13 protein-coding genes are annotated in these 16,809 nt (G+C 47.7%); 4 read left to right on the top strand and 9 right to left on the bottom strand.

The genetic code is table 11. The features are described from left to right. Positions 1-192: 192 nt before the first annotated feature. Both J2S36_RS08625 and J2S36_RS06165 read left to right on the top strand, forming a co-directional pair. Positions 193-435 (top strand): helix-turn-helix domain-containing protein, encoded by a 243-nt coding sequence (locus J2S36_RS08625; protein ID WP_374717333.1) that lies wholly within the window; start codon positions 193-195, stop codon positions 433-435. A gap of 46 nt (positions 436-481) precedes the next feature. Next, positions 482-724: a hypothetical protein gene (locus J2S36_RS06165; RefSeq protein WP_309956577.1), complete on the top strand. Its 243-nt coding sequence runs from the start codon at positions 482-484 to the stop codon at positions 722-724. A 214-nt stretch (positions 725-938) separates the two neighbouring features. On the opposite strand, the gene J2S36_RS06160 is transcribed toward J2S36_RS06165, so the two are convergent. The 4 genes from J2S36_RS06160 to clpB all read right to left on the bottom strand — a co-directional run bounded on the left by J2S36_RS06160 (position 939) and on the right by clpB (position 10,001). Then, complete coding sequence (locus J2S36_RS06160) at positions 939-1,889, bottom strand: class C sortase (RefSeq protein WP_309956575.1); 951 nt, start codon at positions 1,887-1,889, stop codon at positions 939-941. A gap of 338 nt (positions 1,890-2,227) precedes the next feature. Beyond that, positions 2,228-3,697 (bottom strand): SpaH/EbpB family LPXTG-anchored major pilin, encoded by a 1,470-nt coding sequence (locus J2S36_RS06155; protein WP_309956573.1) that lies wholly within the window; start codon positions 3,695-3,697, stop codon positions 2,228-2,230. Positions 3,698-3,756: 59 nt separating this feature from the next. Beyond that, complete coding sequence (locus J2S36_RS06150; RefSeq protein WP_309956571.1) at positions 3,757-6,768, bottom strand: CshA/CshB family fibrillar adhesin-related protein; 3,012 nt, start codon at positions 6,766-6,768, stop codon at positions 3,757-3,759. Between the two features lie 536 nt (positions 6,769-7,304). Next, positions 7,305-10,001, bottom strand: a complete 2,697-nt coding sequence (clpB, locus tag J2S36_RS06145) for an ATP-dependent chaperone ClpB (RefSeq protein WP_309956569.1) — start codon at positions 9,999-10,001, stop codon at positions 7,305-7,307. A gap of 404 nt (positions 10,002-10,405) precedes the next feature. Between clpB and J2S36_RS06140 the strand changes: the two genes are divergently transcribed. After that, positions 10,406-12,586: a choice-of-anchor M domain-containing protein gene (locus tag J2S36_RS06140; RefSeq protein WP_309956567.1), complete on the top strand. Its 2,181-nt coding sequence runs from the start codon at positions 10,406-10,408 to the stop codon at positions 12,584-12,586. Between the two features lie 87 nt (positions 12,587-12,673). Here the strand turns inward: J2S36_RS06140 and gluQRS are convergent, their stop codons facing one another. Both gluQRS and J2S36_RS06130 read right to left on the bottom strand, forming a co-directional pair. After that, positions 12,674-13,666, bottom strand: a complete 993-nt coding sequence (gene gluQRS, locus J2S36_RS06135; RefSeq protein WP_309956565.1) for a tRNA glutamyl-Q(34) synthetase GluQRS — start codon at positions 13,664-13,666, stop codon at positions 12,674-12,676. A 20-nt stretch (positions 13,667-13,686) separates the two neighbouring features. Next, entirely contained in the window at positions 13,687-14,322 is a 636-nt protein-coding gene (locus J2S36_RS06130; RefSeq protein ID WP_309956563.1) for a hypothetical protein, read from the bottom strand. 233 nt (positions 14,323-14,555) lie between these two features. Here J2S36_RS06130 and ybaK point away from each other — a divergent pair, with 233 nt between their 5' ends. Then, complete coding sequence (gene ybaK, locus J2S36_RS06125; protein ID WP_309956561.1) at positions 14,556-15,071, top strand: Cys-tRNA(Pro) deacylase; 516 nt, start codon at positions 14,556-14,558, stop codon at positions 15,069-15,071. Positions 15,072-15,168: 97 nt separating this feature from the next. Here ybaK and J2S36_RS06120 read toward each other — a convergent pair whose 3' ends face one another. The 3 genes from J2S36_RS06120 to J2S36_RS06110 form a co-directional block, all read right to left on the bottom strand. After that, positions 15,169-15,798 carry a GNAT family N-acetyltransferase gene (locus J2S36_RS06120; RefSeq protein WP_309956559.1) on the bottom strand — a complete coding sequence of 210 codons (630 nt, stop codon included), beginning with the start codon at positions 15,796-15,798 and terminating at the stop codon, positions 15,169-15,171. Then, positions 15,758-16,033, bottom strand: a complete 276-nt coding sequence (locus tag J2S36_RS06115) for a type II toxin-antitoxin system TacA family antitoxin (protein ID WP_309956557.1) — start codon at positions 16,031-16,033, stop codon at positions 15,758-15,760. Before J2S36_RS06115 ends, J2S36_RS06120 begins: the two co-directional genes overlap by 41 nt. A gap of 211 nt (positions 16,034-16,244) precedes the next feature. Then, entirely contained in the window at positions 16,245-16,769 is a 525-nt protein-coding gene (locus tag J2S36_RS06110; protein WP_309956555.1) for a heat shock protein transcriptional repressor HspR, read from the bottom strand. Positions 16,770-16,809: the final 40 nt, after the last annotated feature.

Raw genomic sequence — 16,809 nt, 5'->3', positions numbered from 1 at the left:
ATTATCCTGCCTTTCCCCATTTTATGTCATAATTCATATGTGTCGTAAGCCCCGCATACGCGAGGGGATTTCCGCAAAATGAACTGAAAAGAAAATTTCAATATGGAAAACTAAAGCTATGAATATACAAGGAAAACCCCGAGTCAATGTGACTGAGCACACTAAAGCTTTAGTGTTGATAATGGCTGAAAAATGCAAAAACTCGGGATTACCCAAAAAGAGCTTTCAGAAAAAACCGGCATTTCAGAGCCCACGCTAAGCCGAGTTTTCAAATTTTCCCGCGTGCCAGATCTGAACGAGGTAGAGCAAATCTGCTCCACGCTAAACCTGCGCTTATCAAGGCTGGCTAGACAGGCAGAGGATGCTCTAACCCAAACCCCGCAAACCCCTAAAACTATCCCAGCCTCACCGCGACCCGACGCTTTCATCAACTAACTACAAATACCTCACAGTCAGAAAATACGCGCTAGCAGCACAACTTGTGTCCGCGCCGATGCTCGGTTACTTCTATGCGCGCACACCTCAGGAGATGCAGGGCCGCTCAGCTGGGATGGGAATCGGCGCTTTCGCACCTTTAGTATCCGCCTGGCTGGTCGCCGCAAACCAGCAGATTTCCGGCTTCATCGGCGGAGGTGTACTGATGGGGATTTGCGCAGTTATCTTCCTTGTCTCGCATAAAGTGCGCGGAATTGGCTTGCCCGAAACTTGGGCTGTCGAAGCCTAAAACCTGGCAAAGCTTCGAAAATCTTGGAAACCGGCTCATCTAATCCTTGTATTCACGGCTAAAACTGCTATCGTTTCCGTGTTGTTTCATCTCCGCCGTTTGACTTTGCCGATATTGTTTCCAGAAAATGAATGCTCCCAAGATAATCAGCACAGCGAGCCGATTCCAACTGCCCGGTTTCCAACTGCCCCCTGAGTCACCCGGATTCCAAAACTTATTCCGGCTCAGAAACTCGCTCGGATTCCAAATCTTTCTCCGGGATGCGCGAGTACCAAACAAACCAGTTACTTGCAATAAATACTGTAATCCAAATAATCAGCCACCACGGAAAGTGCGGCAACTCGGAAACAGCGGTCGCCTTGTCAGCAGCGTCGCTTGGCGTAGGGAATACCCGTTCGCCAGTGACGACGATTCGATGCGTATTGATCCCCAGCGGGGTGCAGGTGATTAATGTGGCAAGATCCGCATCGGCTTCGGCGCGGATTGACTCGGTATCTTCCGGGGCTACTACCTGAATATCTTTAATCCGGTAGACAAGTGTCTGGTCAAAGATCTGTAAAATAAACTCATCGCCCATCTTGGCGCGGTCGAGATGCGTAAACATTGCCGCATCAGCTAACCCGCGATGAGCTGTAATTACGGTGCGCGTGCCTTTCCCGCCGACGGGCAGCGCTGTGCCTTGTAAATGCCCGGCTCCTTTCAGCAGTGTTGCGTCCGATGTGCCGTGATAAATCGGAATATCAATATCGGCGCTTGGCACCAAAATTCTTCCCATTAAACCAGTGTTATTTGCCCGCAGCTGTTCCTCGTAAGGTGCAATTCCCTGCTGTTCGGGGGTGAGCTGTGATTCCCTGATTGTCGGCACATGCCCGGCAATATCGACGAGCTGTTTGCCTGCCAGCAGCTGATTGTATTGGCGTGCCCGCGATACTTGGACTGCTTCACTCGGTTCAGAAGTTCTCGCAATTTTTTCATAATCGCTCACGATTCGTGATTGGCGCATTTGACTAAACCATTGTGCCGCTTGCGGATAGAGAATCACGGTAGTGCCGAGCAGTAAGAGGATCGCAGCAATCACTGCACTTTTGCTGAAGCGCTTTTTTACCCGTTTTCTTCGCGGCAAAACGGTCTGCGCGGCAGGTAAAATCGGCATTCTTTGGTTCATGCGGTTTTCTGTTTCTGATCTTGGTTTTAGCACTGAATTTATCGTCGATAATCAATAATGACGGCGCCCGAACGGTGAAATGTGTTGGAATTAAGCTGTTTTGAGTTGAGCCGCACTCCATACTTTGTACTGGGAGTTTCTGCTTGGCTGGAGGCGCTGCTCCTGCGTTTGGCTCTTGCTTTTGGCAGCTAAATAATCCCTGCCTGGGGTTAAACTTTCCGTGTTTGCGGTTAAACGCCGGAATTTCGGCTGCTGTGACCCAAAATTCCGGCGTTCCCGATATCTCTTGCTAGCTCATGTCTAGAGCTGCAGATATTTTTTGCTTTCTGCGCCTGCGGTTACTGCCCTTGGTGATTGCGGCGGCGCATTGCAATAATCACGAATCCAGCACCGGCAGCGAGAATCATTCCGCCGAGAACTGTCAGGATTACAACTCCAGCAGCACCGGTGAGCGGCAGGTTCGGCAGCATTCCGCCCTCGCCATCATTTGCCCGGAGGTTGATTACTTCCAGCGCAGTTCCGGTGTGGTCGGAAACAGTAACAACGATTCCACTCTTATAGAATGGATCAATTTCGTATCCAAGCGGGGCTTTAGTTTCTTTCACACAATAGTCACCAGCAGCAACCCGCAATGAGGCAGTGCCGTCCTGATTACTTGTGGTGAGCTCACGGAAAGACGTCGGCTTTGCTTCACACTTTCCATCCTTCGCCGGCGAAATCTGGAACCTTGCATCTCCAAGAGCTTGATGGTCATTGTTAATCTTCGTGATGTTTAGCGTACCAAAAACCGTCTCGGTCGGGTTCTCATCACCAGGTGAATCCGGCGCGCTGCTGGACTTGAAATCTACACCATTAATATTCGTGGTGGACTGATTTTCCAATGAACCGTCAATACCTAATGAAACTACAGCTGAAATAAATACATTAACTTTCCAGCCGCTCTTAAGCTTCGCTAAATCACCATTTTCGAATGTGACGGTCACCTTTCTTTGATTTGTGACCTCAACTTTAGGATCAAATCCAGACTTAGTGAATCCTTGATCGTCTTTCACTTGCACCACAATATCGCTCTTAGCAACAGGGTTAACATCTTTTGGCAGCTGATCAGTAATCTTGAAAGACTTCAGAGTTTCGTCCACGCCCAAAGCCGGAATCGGCTGGCTAATCTGCCAAATGATTGTGTCGCCAGGGAAATGTACAGCGTCCGCATTGGCAACGGTCTTCACCGGCTTATCACTATCGGTTAAAACTGTATTCTTCGGATAAACGTGGATATCATAAAGCCAGCCAGCGTCCTTACTCGGGAATGGAATCGTTACCAGGAATGGCGCAGACTTTGTAGTCACATTCTCGGGAGCAGAAACTTCTTTTACTAGGTAGACGCCAAGGTCAAGCTGGTCAGCTTTTGCTTTTCCGTTATAATCTGTGGCTTCCATCCGACGTGCCTGTTCAGTACTGTACGACCTGCTCACACCTCTACGCGTAATCTGCCCATCAGCTGAAACCTGAAGCTCCTTAACTTCCTCCCAACCACTTGGTTCTTTCAGATTTACTTCGTTTACTTTCGCATACTCGAAGACCACATCTGCCAGTGGAATCATCCCATTAATATTGTCCTGTTTCTTGCCATCACCAGGAATGCCGGTACCCGGGTTCTCATACTTATGAATCGTGATTGAACCCTGCCGATTAGTGTCAATATTTCCCTCGGCTGCGCGCGCGAACGGGGTCAGCCCAATGAGCACTAAGCCCATCAGCATTACCGCTAGCAGCGCAATCCCTTTTTTACTCATACGCAGTGCGTACATTCTTGTTTCTCCTTAATTATTAAATACGTCTTGAAATCTGGGTGGAAATGGCGGTTGAATTAATGCGTGGCTCCACCCCTTTCGCGGCGTTTAACACTAATTACTCCCGTTACCGCAGCAGCGACTATCGCCGATGCACCAATGAGGAGGAAAATCGTGGTGCTGAGACCGCCGGTGATTGGCAGGGTCGGTAAAAACTCGGCAGTGATGCGCGTGTTCACCACTTCGCCAACGTCTTTTCCGGAGGTTAAATCTGCAGGCTCCACAGTGCCTTTTACTGGCTGGGTAAGTTTTGCGAATCCAGCAGGAGCTGCAGTTTCGGTAAGTTCCCACTTTCCTGCTGGCACGTTTTCGACCTTGTATTTACCAGCTTCCGGATCTTTATCGGAGCCTTCGCATTTCCCTGCACTATCAGCCACGCAGTCGGTAATATCGGCAACCGTCTGCTCGGTATTCTTTGCGTCAGTAGTCTTTAGCGAGAACACTGCACCTGTGAGCAGCTTGTGCTTTTCATCCACTTTCGTCCAGCGCAGGGTGGTGTTCGGGGCGAGTTCAACTTTATTCACTGCAGTGACCATATTTACTTGTTCACCGATGAGCCCCGCAGCAGCAGTAATTGTATTTGTAGTTTGATATTCGACTGGATTCTTCCAGCTGTACGCTGCAGATCCTGCCACTGGCTTGGCTGGATTTGCGCCACCCTGTGATGTAGATGTGATTGCAGTTTGGGTAATCGTACACGAAGCACCGGCTGGAATCAGATCTTTCTTCGGATCAGATGTCCAAACGTTGTCAGCTTTCACTGGACCCCAGGTTCCATCAACCTTTGCAGCGCCTTTGAAAGGTCCGACTGTTGGAGCTGTACAGCTGTACGTTCCCGCGAACTGCAACTCACTATCAATTTGCATAGGCGGATTAACCTCGGAAGTATCGACGGTCGGTTTGACTGAAATCTGCCCGTACGGCTGATTTGATACCGTGCAGTTCATTACCGAAACCGGCGAGAGCTCCACCGAAAAAGCATTCTTTTTGCTAGAAGTAACATTTGGCGAGATTTCTTCCGGCCAAGCATAAGTATCAGCTTGGTCCATATACACTGGCTTCCGTTGATTCATCGACGCAGCAACGTTATAGGCTTTTACTGTGGTGAACTTCTGATTCTTTTCCGCAACTTCACATCTTGTGTTCGGCACCATTTGATATCCGGTTTTTGGCGTCTCCGAAACCGTTGCATTAACTATCGGTGCGGTCTGCCCCGCATCGGTAAGCTCTGGCTTTAGATTATTAAAAGCTAACGGCCACGAAGCAGTACCAGCTTTCGCTGCCGCACTCTGTGTTCCAGATGTGGTTTGCTGCGCCACGATGTCAATCAACTTTTGAGGTGTGAGCGGCACTTGCGGGAAAGTCGTGTTCGGCACGTTGGCAGTGAACCCAAAACCAGCACGGTCGGCATCGTTTTTCGGCTGCCCGTTAGAGCTGAGAATCTGCTTCGTAACTGTAAGCGTTGGGCGCACCAAAGTGACTGCGTGATCTTCTACTTCACCGTCCGGCAGCAGTGAGTTGAAAGAATATTTGGCTGTCGGCTCGGTAGTCGCCATCAGGCGCAGCATACTCTTTTCGATGGTTTTCCCAGCTCCTGGGAGCATTTCCGGCGTTACATTCCAGCTTAAAGTAGCTTGGTTATTGTTCCCGCAGACGGTAACACTTCGCTCACTATTCGTGAAGTGCCCGTCTGCATTCCAATCGAGCCAACCTGACACATTCGTTTGCTTCTCGCCCGGTGCAGGTTTACACTTTATTGTTTTCTTAAAAGTACCTGGCTGTGCCGTCACCAACAACGGCTTCGTAATAGCATCTTCATCATCAAATACTGCTCTTGAGTAAGCATCACCGTTGGAAGTGGAATTATACAAATCGTCGTTTAATAGAGTATTCCAATAATTTTTACTAAAGAACTGGGCTTCCAAATCGGGGCCATTCACGCCAAGAAAAGGCGGGGCACCTGCAGAAACTACCGCTTTGGGAGCGTCCTTCAAGTTTTCGATAGTGTGAGTAATTTTTTGTCCAGATATTTGCGGCTGGACTATCGCCCCAGCTTTACCATAACTCGCTGGCCCATCACTAGAATCACCACCAAGCACTACACCAATTGCAAAATAATTTCCCCCCTTGACTTCCATATCAACGTACGCACCATTAGCATTGCTCGCATAAAGAACGGAAACGGGCTGGAATACCTGATCAGTTTCACTTTGCCCAATAAATTTTATTGCATTATTCCGATCAAGGAGATTAGCAAGACTCGAGTATTCCCATAAATATTGGTGCTTCTGTGGATTAAATGCATAAAACAAAGAGTTATCCGGTCTATCACTGCCATTATTGGGACCATACTCTAATTTGATTTTAGTGTTATCACCAGGCACTCGGTTATAGTCAAGTTGACGCCATTCCACACTTCTGCTTCGATCAATTTTCGCAGGAATAATGTAACTCGTTTCGTTCCCGCTTGTAACTTCAGCATCAGCGAAGACTAAACCTTGAATTGGGATTTCTCTTCTTTCATTATTTTCATTATCGGTAACCAGAAATGCCTCGCAAGAAACATCAAAGCGTGCGCGTCCACCATTAGCACGCCCAATCCCAGCAGCGATACCCGTCCGAGTGCCTTTATCAAAACGTTGGTAAACATTATCCCAGCCATCTTTTTTATAAGAACCAGGAATATGAATATACAGCGGTGCTTTTCCATCTATTGGATAAGACCCATAAGCATTTTGTCTAAATTCAGAAATCGAACAGAAAGTCGTTACCTTGGCATTTTCACCTAACTGAGTCTCACTCCTAACCCGATACGATCCACCATCCCGAAGATCTTTTGAGAATAAAGTTCCCGCATCTTCTCTATCCCAATTCAACTCTCCAGTTTGGCTGGTATAACTTTTTGAAAGCTTTCTACAGTTATCTGGTCCATCACATTTCGACCAGTCCACCCAGTCAATCAAACCCAAATAGCGAGAAGTTTCGCCGGAATTATAACCGCCCTCGCCATAAGCAGCTTGAGCTTTCAAATGCGCGGCTGGCGAGAATGTAAAAGAGAGCGCGAGAGCTATCGTAAAAAATAAAATCCAAAAAGTATGCGAAATTCTATCCGTAATAGTCTGCTTCTGGTACGACGCCACAATGCCCTGCAATTCATAAATATCTAAATTTATTTTTATTGTGTGAACGCAAAGTGAGTTAATTTAACTTTTAACATTACCCCCTTTGCTTTGTCGATTATTCCACCCCCCCCCCCCGAAATTTTCAAGTCGGAAAGGAAACGCCCGCATCCTTGCGCTAACGCAAAACCAAAAATAAATCCGCACAGAAAAATCCGTCAGGATCAGCGCCAAAACTCAAACTGCAAAATATTGATCAGAAAAGTGCCGGCAGCTGAACTTGAAAAATCCATCTGCCGGCATGCCTACGCTACTTCGTATCGTCTTCCGATTTCTGACGTTTCTCTCGCTTCTTTCCACCTGCAAAGTTTGGAGTAAAAATTGCTTCAAGTATCCCGCAGAAAAATTCTAGAATCACTCCCATACTTCGATTCTCTCAACCTGTTTCACGCTTGCACTTTCAGCACCAAACGATATGGCTGCCCATCCGAAATTCTCCCATACCCACGTTCTGGACTTCCATCTAAACCAGCATCCACACCATAAACTTTCAGTTCTTCCGGATCCGGTTCAGCAACATACACAATCAGCGCATCACCATCATGCACTTTGCCAGCAAGCAGCATCCGCGCAAGCTGATCGCCTATTTCACGTTGAATCAAGCGCCGTAACGGACGGGCACCATATACCGGATCGTATCCGTTTACAGTAAGCACATCTTTCGCTGCCGTCGTCAATGTAAAATGAATCCGCCGCTGAGCTAGGCGCTCCTGCAATTTTGCGAGCTGTAATTCAACAATCTTCCCAATCTGCTCGATTGAAAGCGGCTCAAACATCACCACATCATCGAGTCGATTCAAAAACTCTGGTTTGAAATGCGCCCGCAATGCCGCATACACTGCCTCATGCTGCGCTTTCGGATCAAGTTCAGAGTTAGAAAGAAATTGCGAACCAAGATTGGAAGTCAGGATTAATATCGTATTCCGGAAATCCACCGTCCGCCCTTGCCCATCAGTCAAGCGCCCATCATCAAGCACTTGCAATAAGATATCAAAAACCTCTGGGTGCGCTTTCTCAACTTCATCAAGAAGTATCACACCATAAGGACGGCGCCGCACTGCCTCCGTCAGCTGGCCACCCTCCTCATATCCAACATATCCCGGAGGTGCACCAATCAGCCGCGCTACTGAATGCTTCTCACTATACTCAGACATATCTATTCGCATCATTGAACGCTCATCCTCAAAGAGCAATTCCGCCAATGATTTCGCCAGCTCCGTCTTTCCCACCCCTGTAGGGCCAAGGAAAAGGAAGGAACCAGTGGGACGATTTGGATCAGCTACTCCTGCACGCGAGCGCCGCACCGCATCCGATACTGCCGCCACAGCCTGTTTCTGCCCAATCAAACGCCGCCCAAGATAAGCCTCCATTTCTAACAGCTTTTCCGTTTCCCCTTGCATTAGCCTGCCAACTGGGATTCCCGTCCACGAAGCAACTACTTCTGCAATTCCGTCTGCATCCACTTTTTCCGCAATCATTGGTTCATCCGCTTGCGCAGAATCAGTTCGCTGTCTTTCCGCTGCTTCTGCTGCTGCGATTTTCTGCTCTACGCTAGGAATATCTCCGTTTTGGATCCGTCCAGCATCTTCATATCGGCCTTCTCTGATTGCTTTTTCTAATTCTGTCCGCAGAGCATCAAGCTGCACCCGCAGGTTGCCGATTTCATTGCGGTCGGCTTTTTCCAATTCCCAACGCGCATTCAATGCGGCCAGCTCCTCCGCCCGATCAGCAAGTTCAGCCTCCAGCTTTTCGAGGCGTTCTGCCGCAGCAGCATCATCGTCATTTTCCGTTTCCTGCAAGTACGCTTGTTCCATCTTTAAGCGATTGACCTGCCGCTGTAGCACATCAATTTCCTCTGGTGAGGAATCAAGTTCCATTCGCAGCCGTGATGCAGCTTCATCGATCAGATCGATTGCTTTATCTGGAAGCTGGCGTCCAGAAATATAGCGGTCAGAGAGAGTTGCTGCTGCCACTAAGGCACCGTCAGAAATCGTTACTTTATGGTGTGCTTCGTATTTTGGCGCAATTCCGCGCAAAATTGCCACAGTATCTGCAACTGACGGTTCTCCTACATAGACTTGTTGGAATCGCCGCTCAAGGGCAGGATCTTTTTCAATGTGTTCACGATATTCATCAAGCGTAGTTGCACCCACTAGGCGCAGTTCGCCGCGGGCAAGCATTGGTTTGAGCATATTTCCCGCGTCCATCGCGCCTTCACTGCCGCCACCAGCACCAACAACGGTATGCAGTTCATCAATGAAAGTGACTACTTCACCTTCTGCATCTTTGATTTCTTGCAGGACGGCTTTTAGTCGCTCCTCAAATTCGCCGCGATATTTTGCGCCTGCCACCATACTTGCTAAATCCAGCGAAATCAGTCGCTTGCTTTGCAGTGATTGTGGCACATCGCCGTCTACGATGCGTTGTGCCAGCCCTTCAACAACAGCCGTTTTACCGACTCCCGGCTCACCGATTAATACGGGATTGTTTTTTGTCCGGCGCGAAAGCACTTGTACTACGCGACGGATCTCTAAATCTCTGCCGATTACCGGATCGAGTTTTCCTGCACGGGCCAAAGCCGTAAGATCACTGCCATATTTTTCGAGTGCTTTGAAAGTACCTTCCGGATCTGGATTGTCAACTTTCTTTGCACCGCGCACATTTGGCAATGCTGCTGTTAGTAGTTCATGCGTAGCACCCGCGGAGCGTAAAATCTCGCCTGCCGAGTGAGCACTTTCAGATAACGCAAGCAGCAGATGCTCAGTGGAAATATAGGAATCCCCGAGTGCCGTCGCCTCTTTGCCTGCGCCTGAGAGTACGAGAGATAGGTTGCGTGAGGGCTGCGGTTGTGCAAGGGCCGAGCCAGATGCTGCTGGAAGCGTAGTAAGTGTTCCGTTTACGCGGTTTTCAATATCGCCACGGTTTACACCGGCTGCTTCGAGTAGCGCATTTGCAACTCCTCCTACTTGTGCAAGCAGTGCTGCAAGTAAGTGGATTGGTTCAAGATGCGGATTGCCTGCCGTTGTTGCTTTTTCAATCGCAACGGCGAGTGCTTCCTGTGATTTTGTTGTTAATTTGTCCATTTTTACCTCTGGATGTTGCTGAGTTTAAGTTTCTTAATTCCACTCACGCATGCAGTTTTCGCGTGTTTTGAAATATTTTCACACGCGGTGATGAAACGGCAGTGCATGAGCATAATTCTTACATCACTTCATGTAACGCACTTAAAGTTGAGTCTATTCCACTCAAGTTTACGACGGACGCGCAACACGCAAAAGCGCAAAATCCCGTCACTATGACAGTGAGGTGAAAAACATTTCCCGCGAAACACACAACAACTCTTTTTAATGGGAACGATTCCCATTACTATTGAGGGTGTAAAGAAAATTCACGACGGCAGCTAGTGCACCCCACCGCAAATACGCAAAACGCATCATGCTTGCACTTCCCACCGTCCAAGCAGAAACAAAATAGTAACGAGGAAAAATTGCAGCAACAAAAATCACGAATCCCGCTGATTGCACTCGTCAGCGCAATCATCATCGCACTTGGCTTTCCAATTGCCAGTGCACTCAACTCATCTCAAATCAGCGAGGGGAAACATGCGCTATACGTCAGCGGTGACGCCACTAAACTAGAACTTAGCAGCACCACTATTGACTACACACAGAAAGTAAACCCCTCCACACTATCCGGGAAAAGCTTTATTCTTGCAGAAGATGCAAAAGATAGTGACGGAAAGTTCACTCTCGGAAACGAACAAGTAAGCGGCTACACCTCAAATAACTGGGAAGCAACTAATTGGCTGACTCTTGGTTTCAAAAGCGCAGACGATCTCGCACAAAACTACGACTCGCTGAAAATTAATTTCACAAAAGTATCCACCCCAACAGACGGCAAAGACCGCATCGCACTTTTCGCACTTGACGAGGAAAATCAAGCACAATCAGTACTGGATGACGGCACCTTCTTCATCAAATCTGGATCCACAATCGATTTACTCAGCGAAAATTTCAAAAAAATCAACCAAGACAATCTAAAATGGCTCTTAACCAATGCTGGCACCTACGAGATCACCGCAAGCGTCACCGGCAGCAAAGCTGGCAAAGAAGTAACTTCCAAAGCAGAAACCTTCACCTGGGTAACACAAGGAACGCCAAATTCTGCAGACTCGGCAGCCAATGAAAATGAGAGCACCACAGCACCAACAGAAGATCCAGCAGGCTCAAGCCCGGGCGATACATCCAACACCGAGGGCGCCGAAACAGAATCACCAAATTTAGATCCGCATGATTCCCATGCCGATTCAGAAGCTGACGCATCCACTGAAAACAATCCAGCAGCAGAATCCTCCACGGGCGCACACACTGATGCGATCACTCTCAATGACGGCCACGTAGATATGTTCTACATTTACGGCGAACCTGGAAAACTCCATCTTTTGCTAAAAGAAGATGTAACGGGCCACGGCGTATTCCGCTCACCAAATGCAGTTACGAACGAGCTTGGCAAAAAATACTATTCAGACAAAATAGCAGAGATGAAACTGCCAAATGGTGAGAAAGAAGGATACACCACTTGGGGTTCATACTTCTCTCCCGGATTAGGTGCGAATGCGTATGCTGATTATGGAATGCAGGATGTGAAAATCAATTTCACTGAGATCACCGGCCCAGGTTCCGTCGCTCTCTTTAAGCAATCAATCAGTGGCGAGCCGATAGCAATTTTGAATGATGACCGGATCTACCTCGAAACGGGCACTTCATTAGATATCAATTCACCTGATCATCGTCATTTCCAGTGGGTATTTAGCAAGCCTGGAAAATATGTATTCACTGCACATGCAGAAGCAACAAGTACCGACGGCGGTGTAATTACCTCACCAGAAGTAAAGTACACGTGGCTCATTGGCGAGATACCCGCAGCGTCTGCGGAAGATAACGCAAGCGCTACTGCACCTGACACATCGCAGCCAGATACCACTGACGACACCAAACCAGCAACACCTCAACCAAGCAAGCCAGAAACTTCCACTAAGCCTGACACCGGAAAATCCAAGAAAGATCCAGACACAGGGAAAAAGGAAAATACTGAAAAAAATAAGCAAAATGCGAAAGTCTTGCCAATCGTCGTCAATCAAAACGAGGTCCCACAAGGCGGCAAAATCACATTCACTGCCAGCGGTTTCACACCAGGAGAGCAGGTTGCTTTCACTGTACATTCAACACCGGTGAAACTAATGCCCGTAACCGCGAATAAGCAAGGATCAGCTACAGCCACCTGGAAGATTCCAGCCGATTTTGAGCTTGGTAAGCACAGCGTGACAGCAGTTGGCTTAACTTCAAAAAAGGAAGCGAAGTTAAATGGTGTATTCACCGTTACTAAACTTACGCAAAATGCTGATCTCAACAGAAAAACAGCACCAAATAATGATGCTGGCAAGAAAAATAATACGAGCAAACAAAACGGCACCGAAAAGCAAAACAATACCGGCAAACAAAACGGTGCCGATGCGCAAAATGCTAACGGTAACCAAAATACCAAAGGCGGAAATCTTGCCCAAACAGGTATGAACCAAAATATTTTGCTGATCATCGTCGGCTTGCTGTGCTTCAACGGATTCCTAATGTACCGCAATTCTCGCGAGTATGCAGCAGACCAGGCGTGACGAATAAATCTCTCCCGGCACGCGCAAACTCAAAAGAGGAAAAGTACCCGTAGTTTCATCAGAAACGCCGTAAGACGAGCGAAAAAACTACAAAGAGATTGGCGGGTGAAAACGCCACGGAGTGCGCCCAAGATTTTCTGGAGAAAAAACCTCCCGGAAATCTTGGGCGTTTCTCACGCCTGGAAACCCTAGTGAAATCGACATTTGCGCAAGCAAATCTCCCACACTCAAGCCAAGCTGCAAAAGCTGGCGCAAAGTAACTGCACCGTCACGCTTCGCCAAACGAATCCCATCCTGATTCAATACGAGCGGCACATGCGCATATTCAGGCTGTGGATAACCGAGCATCTGTTGCAGATAAATTTGCCGTGGCACCGACGGGAGTAAATCATCCCCGCGCACGATCTGCCCCACACCCATCAGTGCATCATCCACTACCGACACGAAATTGTATGAAAATACGCCGTCGCCACGAAGAATCACAAGATCATCGATTGCACCACGATACGCACCATAATTTCGATCGACTATGGTCATTTCATGAATATCCGTCTTTAAGCGCCATGCGGGTTTGCGATTTTGCAATCTTGCAGCCCGCTCTTTTCGCTCGTCTCGCGAAAGATTCCGGCATGTGCCCGGATATGATCCGGGCGGACGGTGTGGTGCTGATGCCACATCGTTCAAATCTTTGCGCGTGCAGTAACATTCATAAAGCAAACCCTGCGCTTGGAGCGTCTGGAAAATTTCCTGATAAATTTCCAGACGTTCAGACTGACGTACTGGCGTGCCATCCCAATCAATACCCAAAGCTTCCAAATCGCGTAATTGACTGGCTTCATGCTCTGGCCGCGAACGCGCATCAAGATCTTCGATCCGTAAGAAAAACTTCCTGCCGTCATAACGCGCAAAAGCCCACGCCAAAAGCGCAGTACGCAAATTTCCCAAATGCAAATCTCCCGACGGGGAAGGAGCATACCGCCCTGCCGCACGATAAACGGGAAGATTTACCGGCATATTTTTCCCCTCAGTAACTGCGGCAGATGTGCACAATTTTTCTGTAGCTGCATTAACTTTTGCCATATTCGATGTAACACTTTCCCTTATCGGATAAATACCTGCCCCCATAACACGTGCGCGCCAAGCATATTGGCGAGTTGTTTCCGCACCAAGAGCGTTACGCTGCCGCCATTTTCAACTCGTTCCCCAGATTCCGCCAACTCTGCCGATTCTCCTAATTCCGCAGATTCTCCTGATGTTCCCGCTGTTATTTCCGGCGCAAAACCTGCAGCAAGCAGCGCTTTTGAAATAAGTGCAAGCGCTGGCAACGGTGCAAGCATTGAAGTTTCCTGCAATCCATCCAGTTCTTGCGAATCTCGCGGGTACTGTGCTTCGTTAACGACGGCGAAAGCCGGAATATCACCAAGCGCCCGCGCAAGCAGCATCGTTACTACTTCAAGTGCGGAGATGTCTTTTGCGCAAGTTTGCAATGCTGGAGCAAATACGATTTGATCGACGGCAATACTCCGTGAAAATCCAGCGCCAAGCGCAGACGCACGAAGCACACCAAGAAGCAGACCATCGCGGGCAGCAACCCAGTAAGTAGCACTTCGAGTACCCATAATCTCTGCAGTCAGTGCTTCGAGTGTGCCGTCAAAAATATTAGCGTTCACAAGCAGCTGGAAAATATCTTCAGCCTCTGCAAGATTAGCTGGGCGAATAGCAAACTTAAAACTCATATCCCCATTTTCATACACCTGTGAACTCCAGGCAAAGTAACCGTAAATTAAAGTAAGCAAAATCTGTGAATGACGGGGATGGCAGAGCTGGTGTACAAAAATCAGATCAGAGTGGCAAGATCAGGAATAACACATCCAATGTAATGCTTTAACACGGGTAAATAAATCAACTCATTTTAATACGCCTGCAATATTCTGCACAGCATAGTTAGTACAGCTATTAGAATATCCACATGGCGAAGAAAAAGAAGCACGACGGCGACGGAGCTGGGCAGGGCGCTACTCCCGCATTGCAAGTATTGAATAATCTCGGTATACCTTACGAGCTGATCGAGTATGAGCATAGCGATACGATGGATCAGGGTTTTGCGCTCGACACCGCCGGCGTGCTCGGGGTCGATCCGCATACGGTTTTTAAGACGTTAATGGTAGAGACGGATTCAGGGAAAGCAGCCGTCAGCGTGGTTCCGGCCTCGGAGAAATTGAATTTGAAGTCGATTGCAAAAGCGCTCGGGGCAAAAAGCGCAGCAATGATGGATCCAATGAAAGCCGAACGAATCACGGGTTACATCAGAGGCGGGATTTCCCCAATCGGGCAAAAGCGCTTGTTTCCAACGATAATTCATGAAAGTGCGCTTAGCTACGATACGATCCTAGTTTCTGGCGGGAAACGTTCACTTTCACTGCGGATATCAGCAAAAGACCTATCGCAAGCAATCCAAGGAAAATTCGCAAATATTACGCTGTAATTTTCAAATTAAACAATGCAATAATTTACATCTGATTTGCGCCTTCCATCCAAATTTACGATTTAGCACGAATTGGTAAATAGCGTTCAGTTTAGACTTAATTCCCTTGATTCAGCGATTTTTCAATATTAGAAATTTTTTGCACTAATCGAAAGGTTTTCGGAATTTGCACGAAGCCGTATTTTTTATAAAAGTCAATAACACCATCATTAATCGCATCTACAACTACAGCTCTTATTGCGATGATTTTTGCGGCGGCAACAATCCGCACCAAAGCATCAGATAAAAGTTCCTCGCCTAAACCACAGCCTTGAAGCGACAAATCTAATGCCAGCTTTCCGATTAACGCAGCAGGAATTTCAGCAGGAGCACCATGAGCTACTTTCAGCGGTAGTCCTTCTCGTGAAAGTTTATGTGCAGAAATTGAATAATAACCCAAAACTTCGGTTCGATGATTTTCTTGGTAGGGATAATTCGAGTCTAAATAATTGCAGTCGCGCTGCATATTTTCACGAACTAAGACCCAAGTTTGCGCAGTACGCATTCTAGATGCATGCACAGATTCATTTTTCAGCCATGTATCTAACTCTGAAACGCCACAAGAAAAACTTGCTAACTTATGTTTCTCTAAATTTAGTTTTTCTGAGATATATCGTCTGTGCGGAAGAAGACGATTGTTGCTGTTACTATCTTTGCACAATATGCTCTCGCATTCGTCTTGCCGCAAGTGCAAGGTTTTTATTCACCGCTGCCGGTTCGTCTAAGGCATTAAACAACTGGTCAAAAAACTCATTTGGAACATAAGTTACTTGCTCATATTCACGCAGTACATCATCTGCTTTTTCTTCAGCTGCATTGCGCGCGAATACCGTAAGCGGAACCCCTTTAATCTCAGCAGCAAATTCAATCCGTTCTCTACTTTCTGGGGTAAGACGATATTCAAGCCGAGATGTTGCCCCCATTAAAATCACTCACTCTCAATAAATCGTACGGACATTTGTACGATAATTTTAGCAATGGATAGTATCCTTTGTCGCACCATATTTTTCACTGTGAATTAAAGAGACAAGATTTGAAAATGTGGACAAACGTCAATAAACAGCATCACCATCTCATTTGACACCATTTTGGGGGGGGAGCTGATTTGAGTTCATCCCTGCAACATAAAATACGTTACCGCTGGAAAATAGTGATATTGCGCGGATTCCACAGCACCATCCCGCCAGCAGATTCAGCCGCCAAAGCTTCTTCACGCAAATCAGCTTCATGCAATGCTGCCCGCAGCTGATGAAAACGCTGCGCCACCGTCACATCACCCGTCGCTGAAGCCGCAAAAACCCGATGTTCCCGCGAAGTAAACCGCTCCAACTCAGAACGCATAAACTCGCCCACAAGCTGCATTTTCTCAATCTTCCGCTGCAGCTTTGCGTTACGTAACCGAAGTTTTTCAACCTCATTCTCAAGCTCTACGATCCGCGCAATTCCCGCAAGATTAATCCCTTCTTCTTGCGAGAGCGCCTGAATCTGCAACAGTTTATCGACGTCATTCAAGGAGTAACGACGCCCACCGCCGCGAGTGCGCTGCGCTACTACCAGCCCAAGCCGATCATATTGCCGCACCGTCTGCGGATGCATTCTGGCCAACTCTGCCGCTACTGAGACTGTGAGAATCGGTGCACTGCGTGATACTTTCGCCATCACTCCCCTCCTTCCATTACGCGATTAACGCTGATCTGTT

It is taken from the genome of Arcanobacterium hippocoleae (genome assembly GCF_031456295.1).
Taxonomy (GTDB): domain Bacteria; phylum Actinomycetota; class Actinomycetes; order Actinomycetales; family Actinomycetaceae; genus Arcanobacterium_A; species Arcanobacterium_A hippocoleae.
The sequence above is the reverse complement of the archived record's forward strand: the minus strand, read 5'-3'. Positions and strand labels throughout refer to the sequence as shown.

Coding starts and splice junctions, on each gene's coding strand:
- ybaK (WP_309956561.1), top strand. CDS start 14,556: ATGGCGAAGAAAAAGAAGCACGACGGCGACGGAGCTGGGCAGGGCGCT.
- J2S36_RS06115 (WP_309956557.1), bottom strand. CDS start 16,033: ATGGGGGCAACATCTCGGCTTGAATATCGTCTTACCCCAGAAAGTAGA.
- clpB (WP_309956569.1), bottom strand. CDS start 10,001: ATGGACAAATTAACAACAAAATCACAGGAAGCACTCGCCGTTGCGATT.
- J2S36_RS06160 (WP_309956575.1), bottom strand. CDS start 1,889: ATGAACCAAAGAATGCCGATTTTACCTGCCGCGCAGACCGTTTTGCCG.
- gluQRS (WP_309956565.1), bottom strand. CDS start 13,666: ATGGCAAAAGTTAATGCAGCTACAGAAAAATTGTGCACATCTGCCGCA.
- J2S36_RS06110 (WP_309956555.1), bottom strand. CDS start 16,769: ATGGCGAAAGTATCACGCAGTGCACCGATTCTCACAGTCTCAGTAGCG.
- J2S36_RS08625 (WP_374717333.1), top strand. CDS start 193: ATGCAAAAACTCGGGATTACCCAAAAAGAGCTTTCAGAAAAAACCGGC.
- J2S36_RS06155 (WP_309956573.1), bottom strand. CDS start 3,697: ATGTACGCACTGCGTATGAGTAAAAAAGGGATTGCGCTGCTAGCGGTA.
- J2S36_RS06130 (WP_309956563.1), bottom strand. CDS start 14,322: ATGAGTTTTAAGTTTGCTATTCGCCCAGCTAATCTTGCAGAGGCTGAA.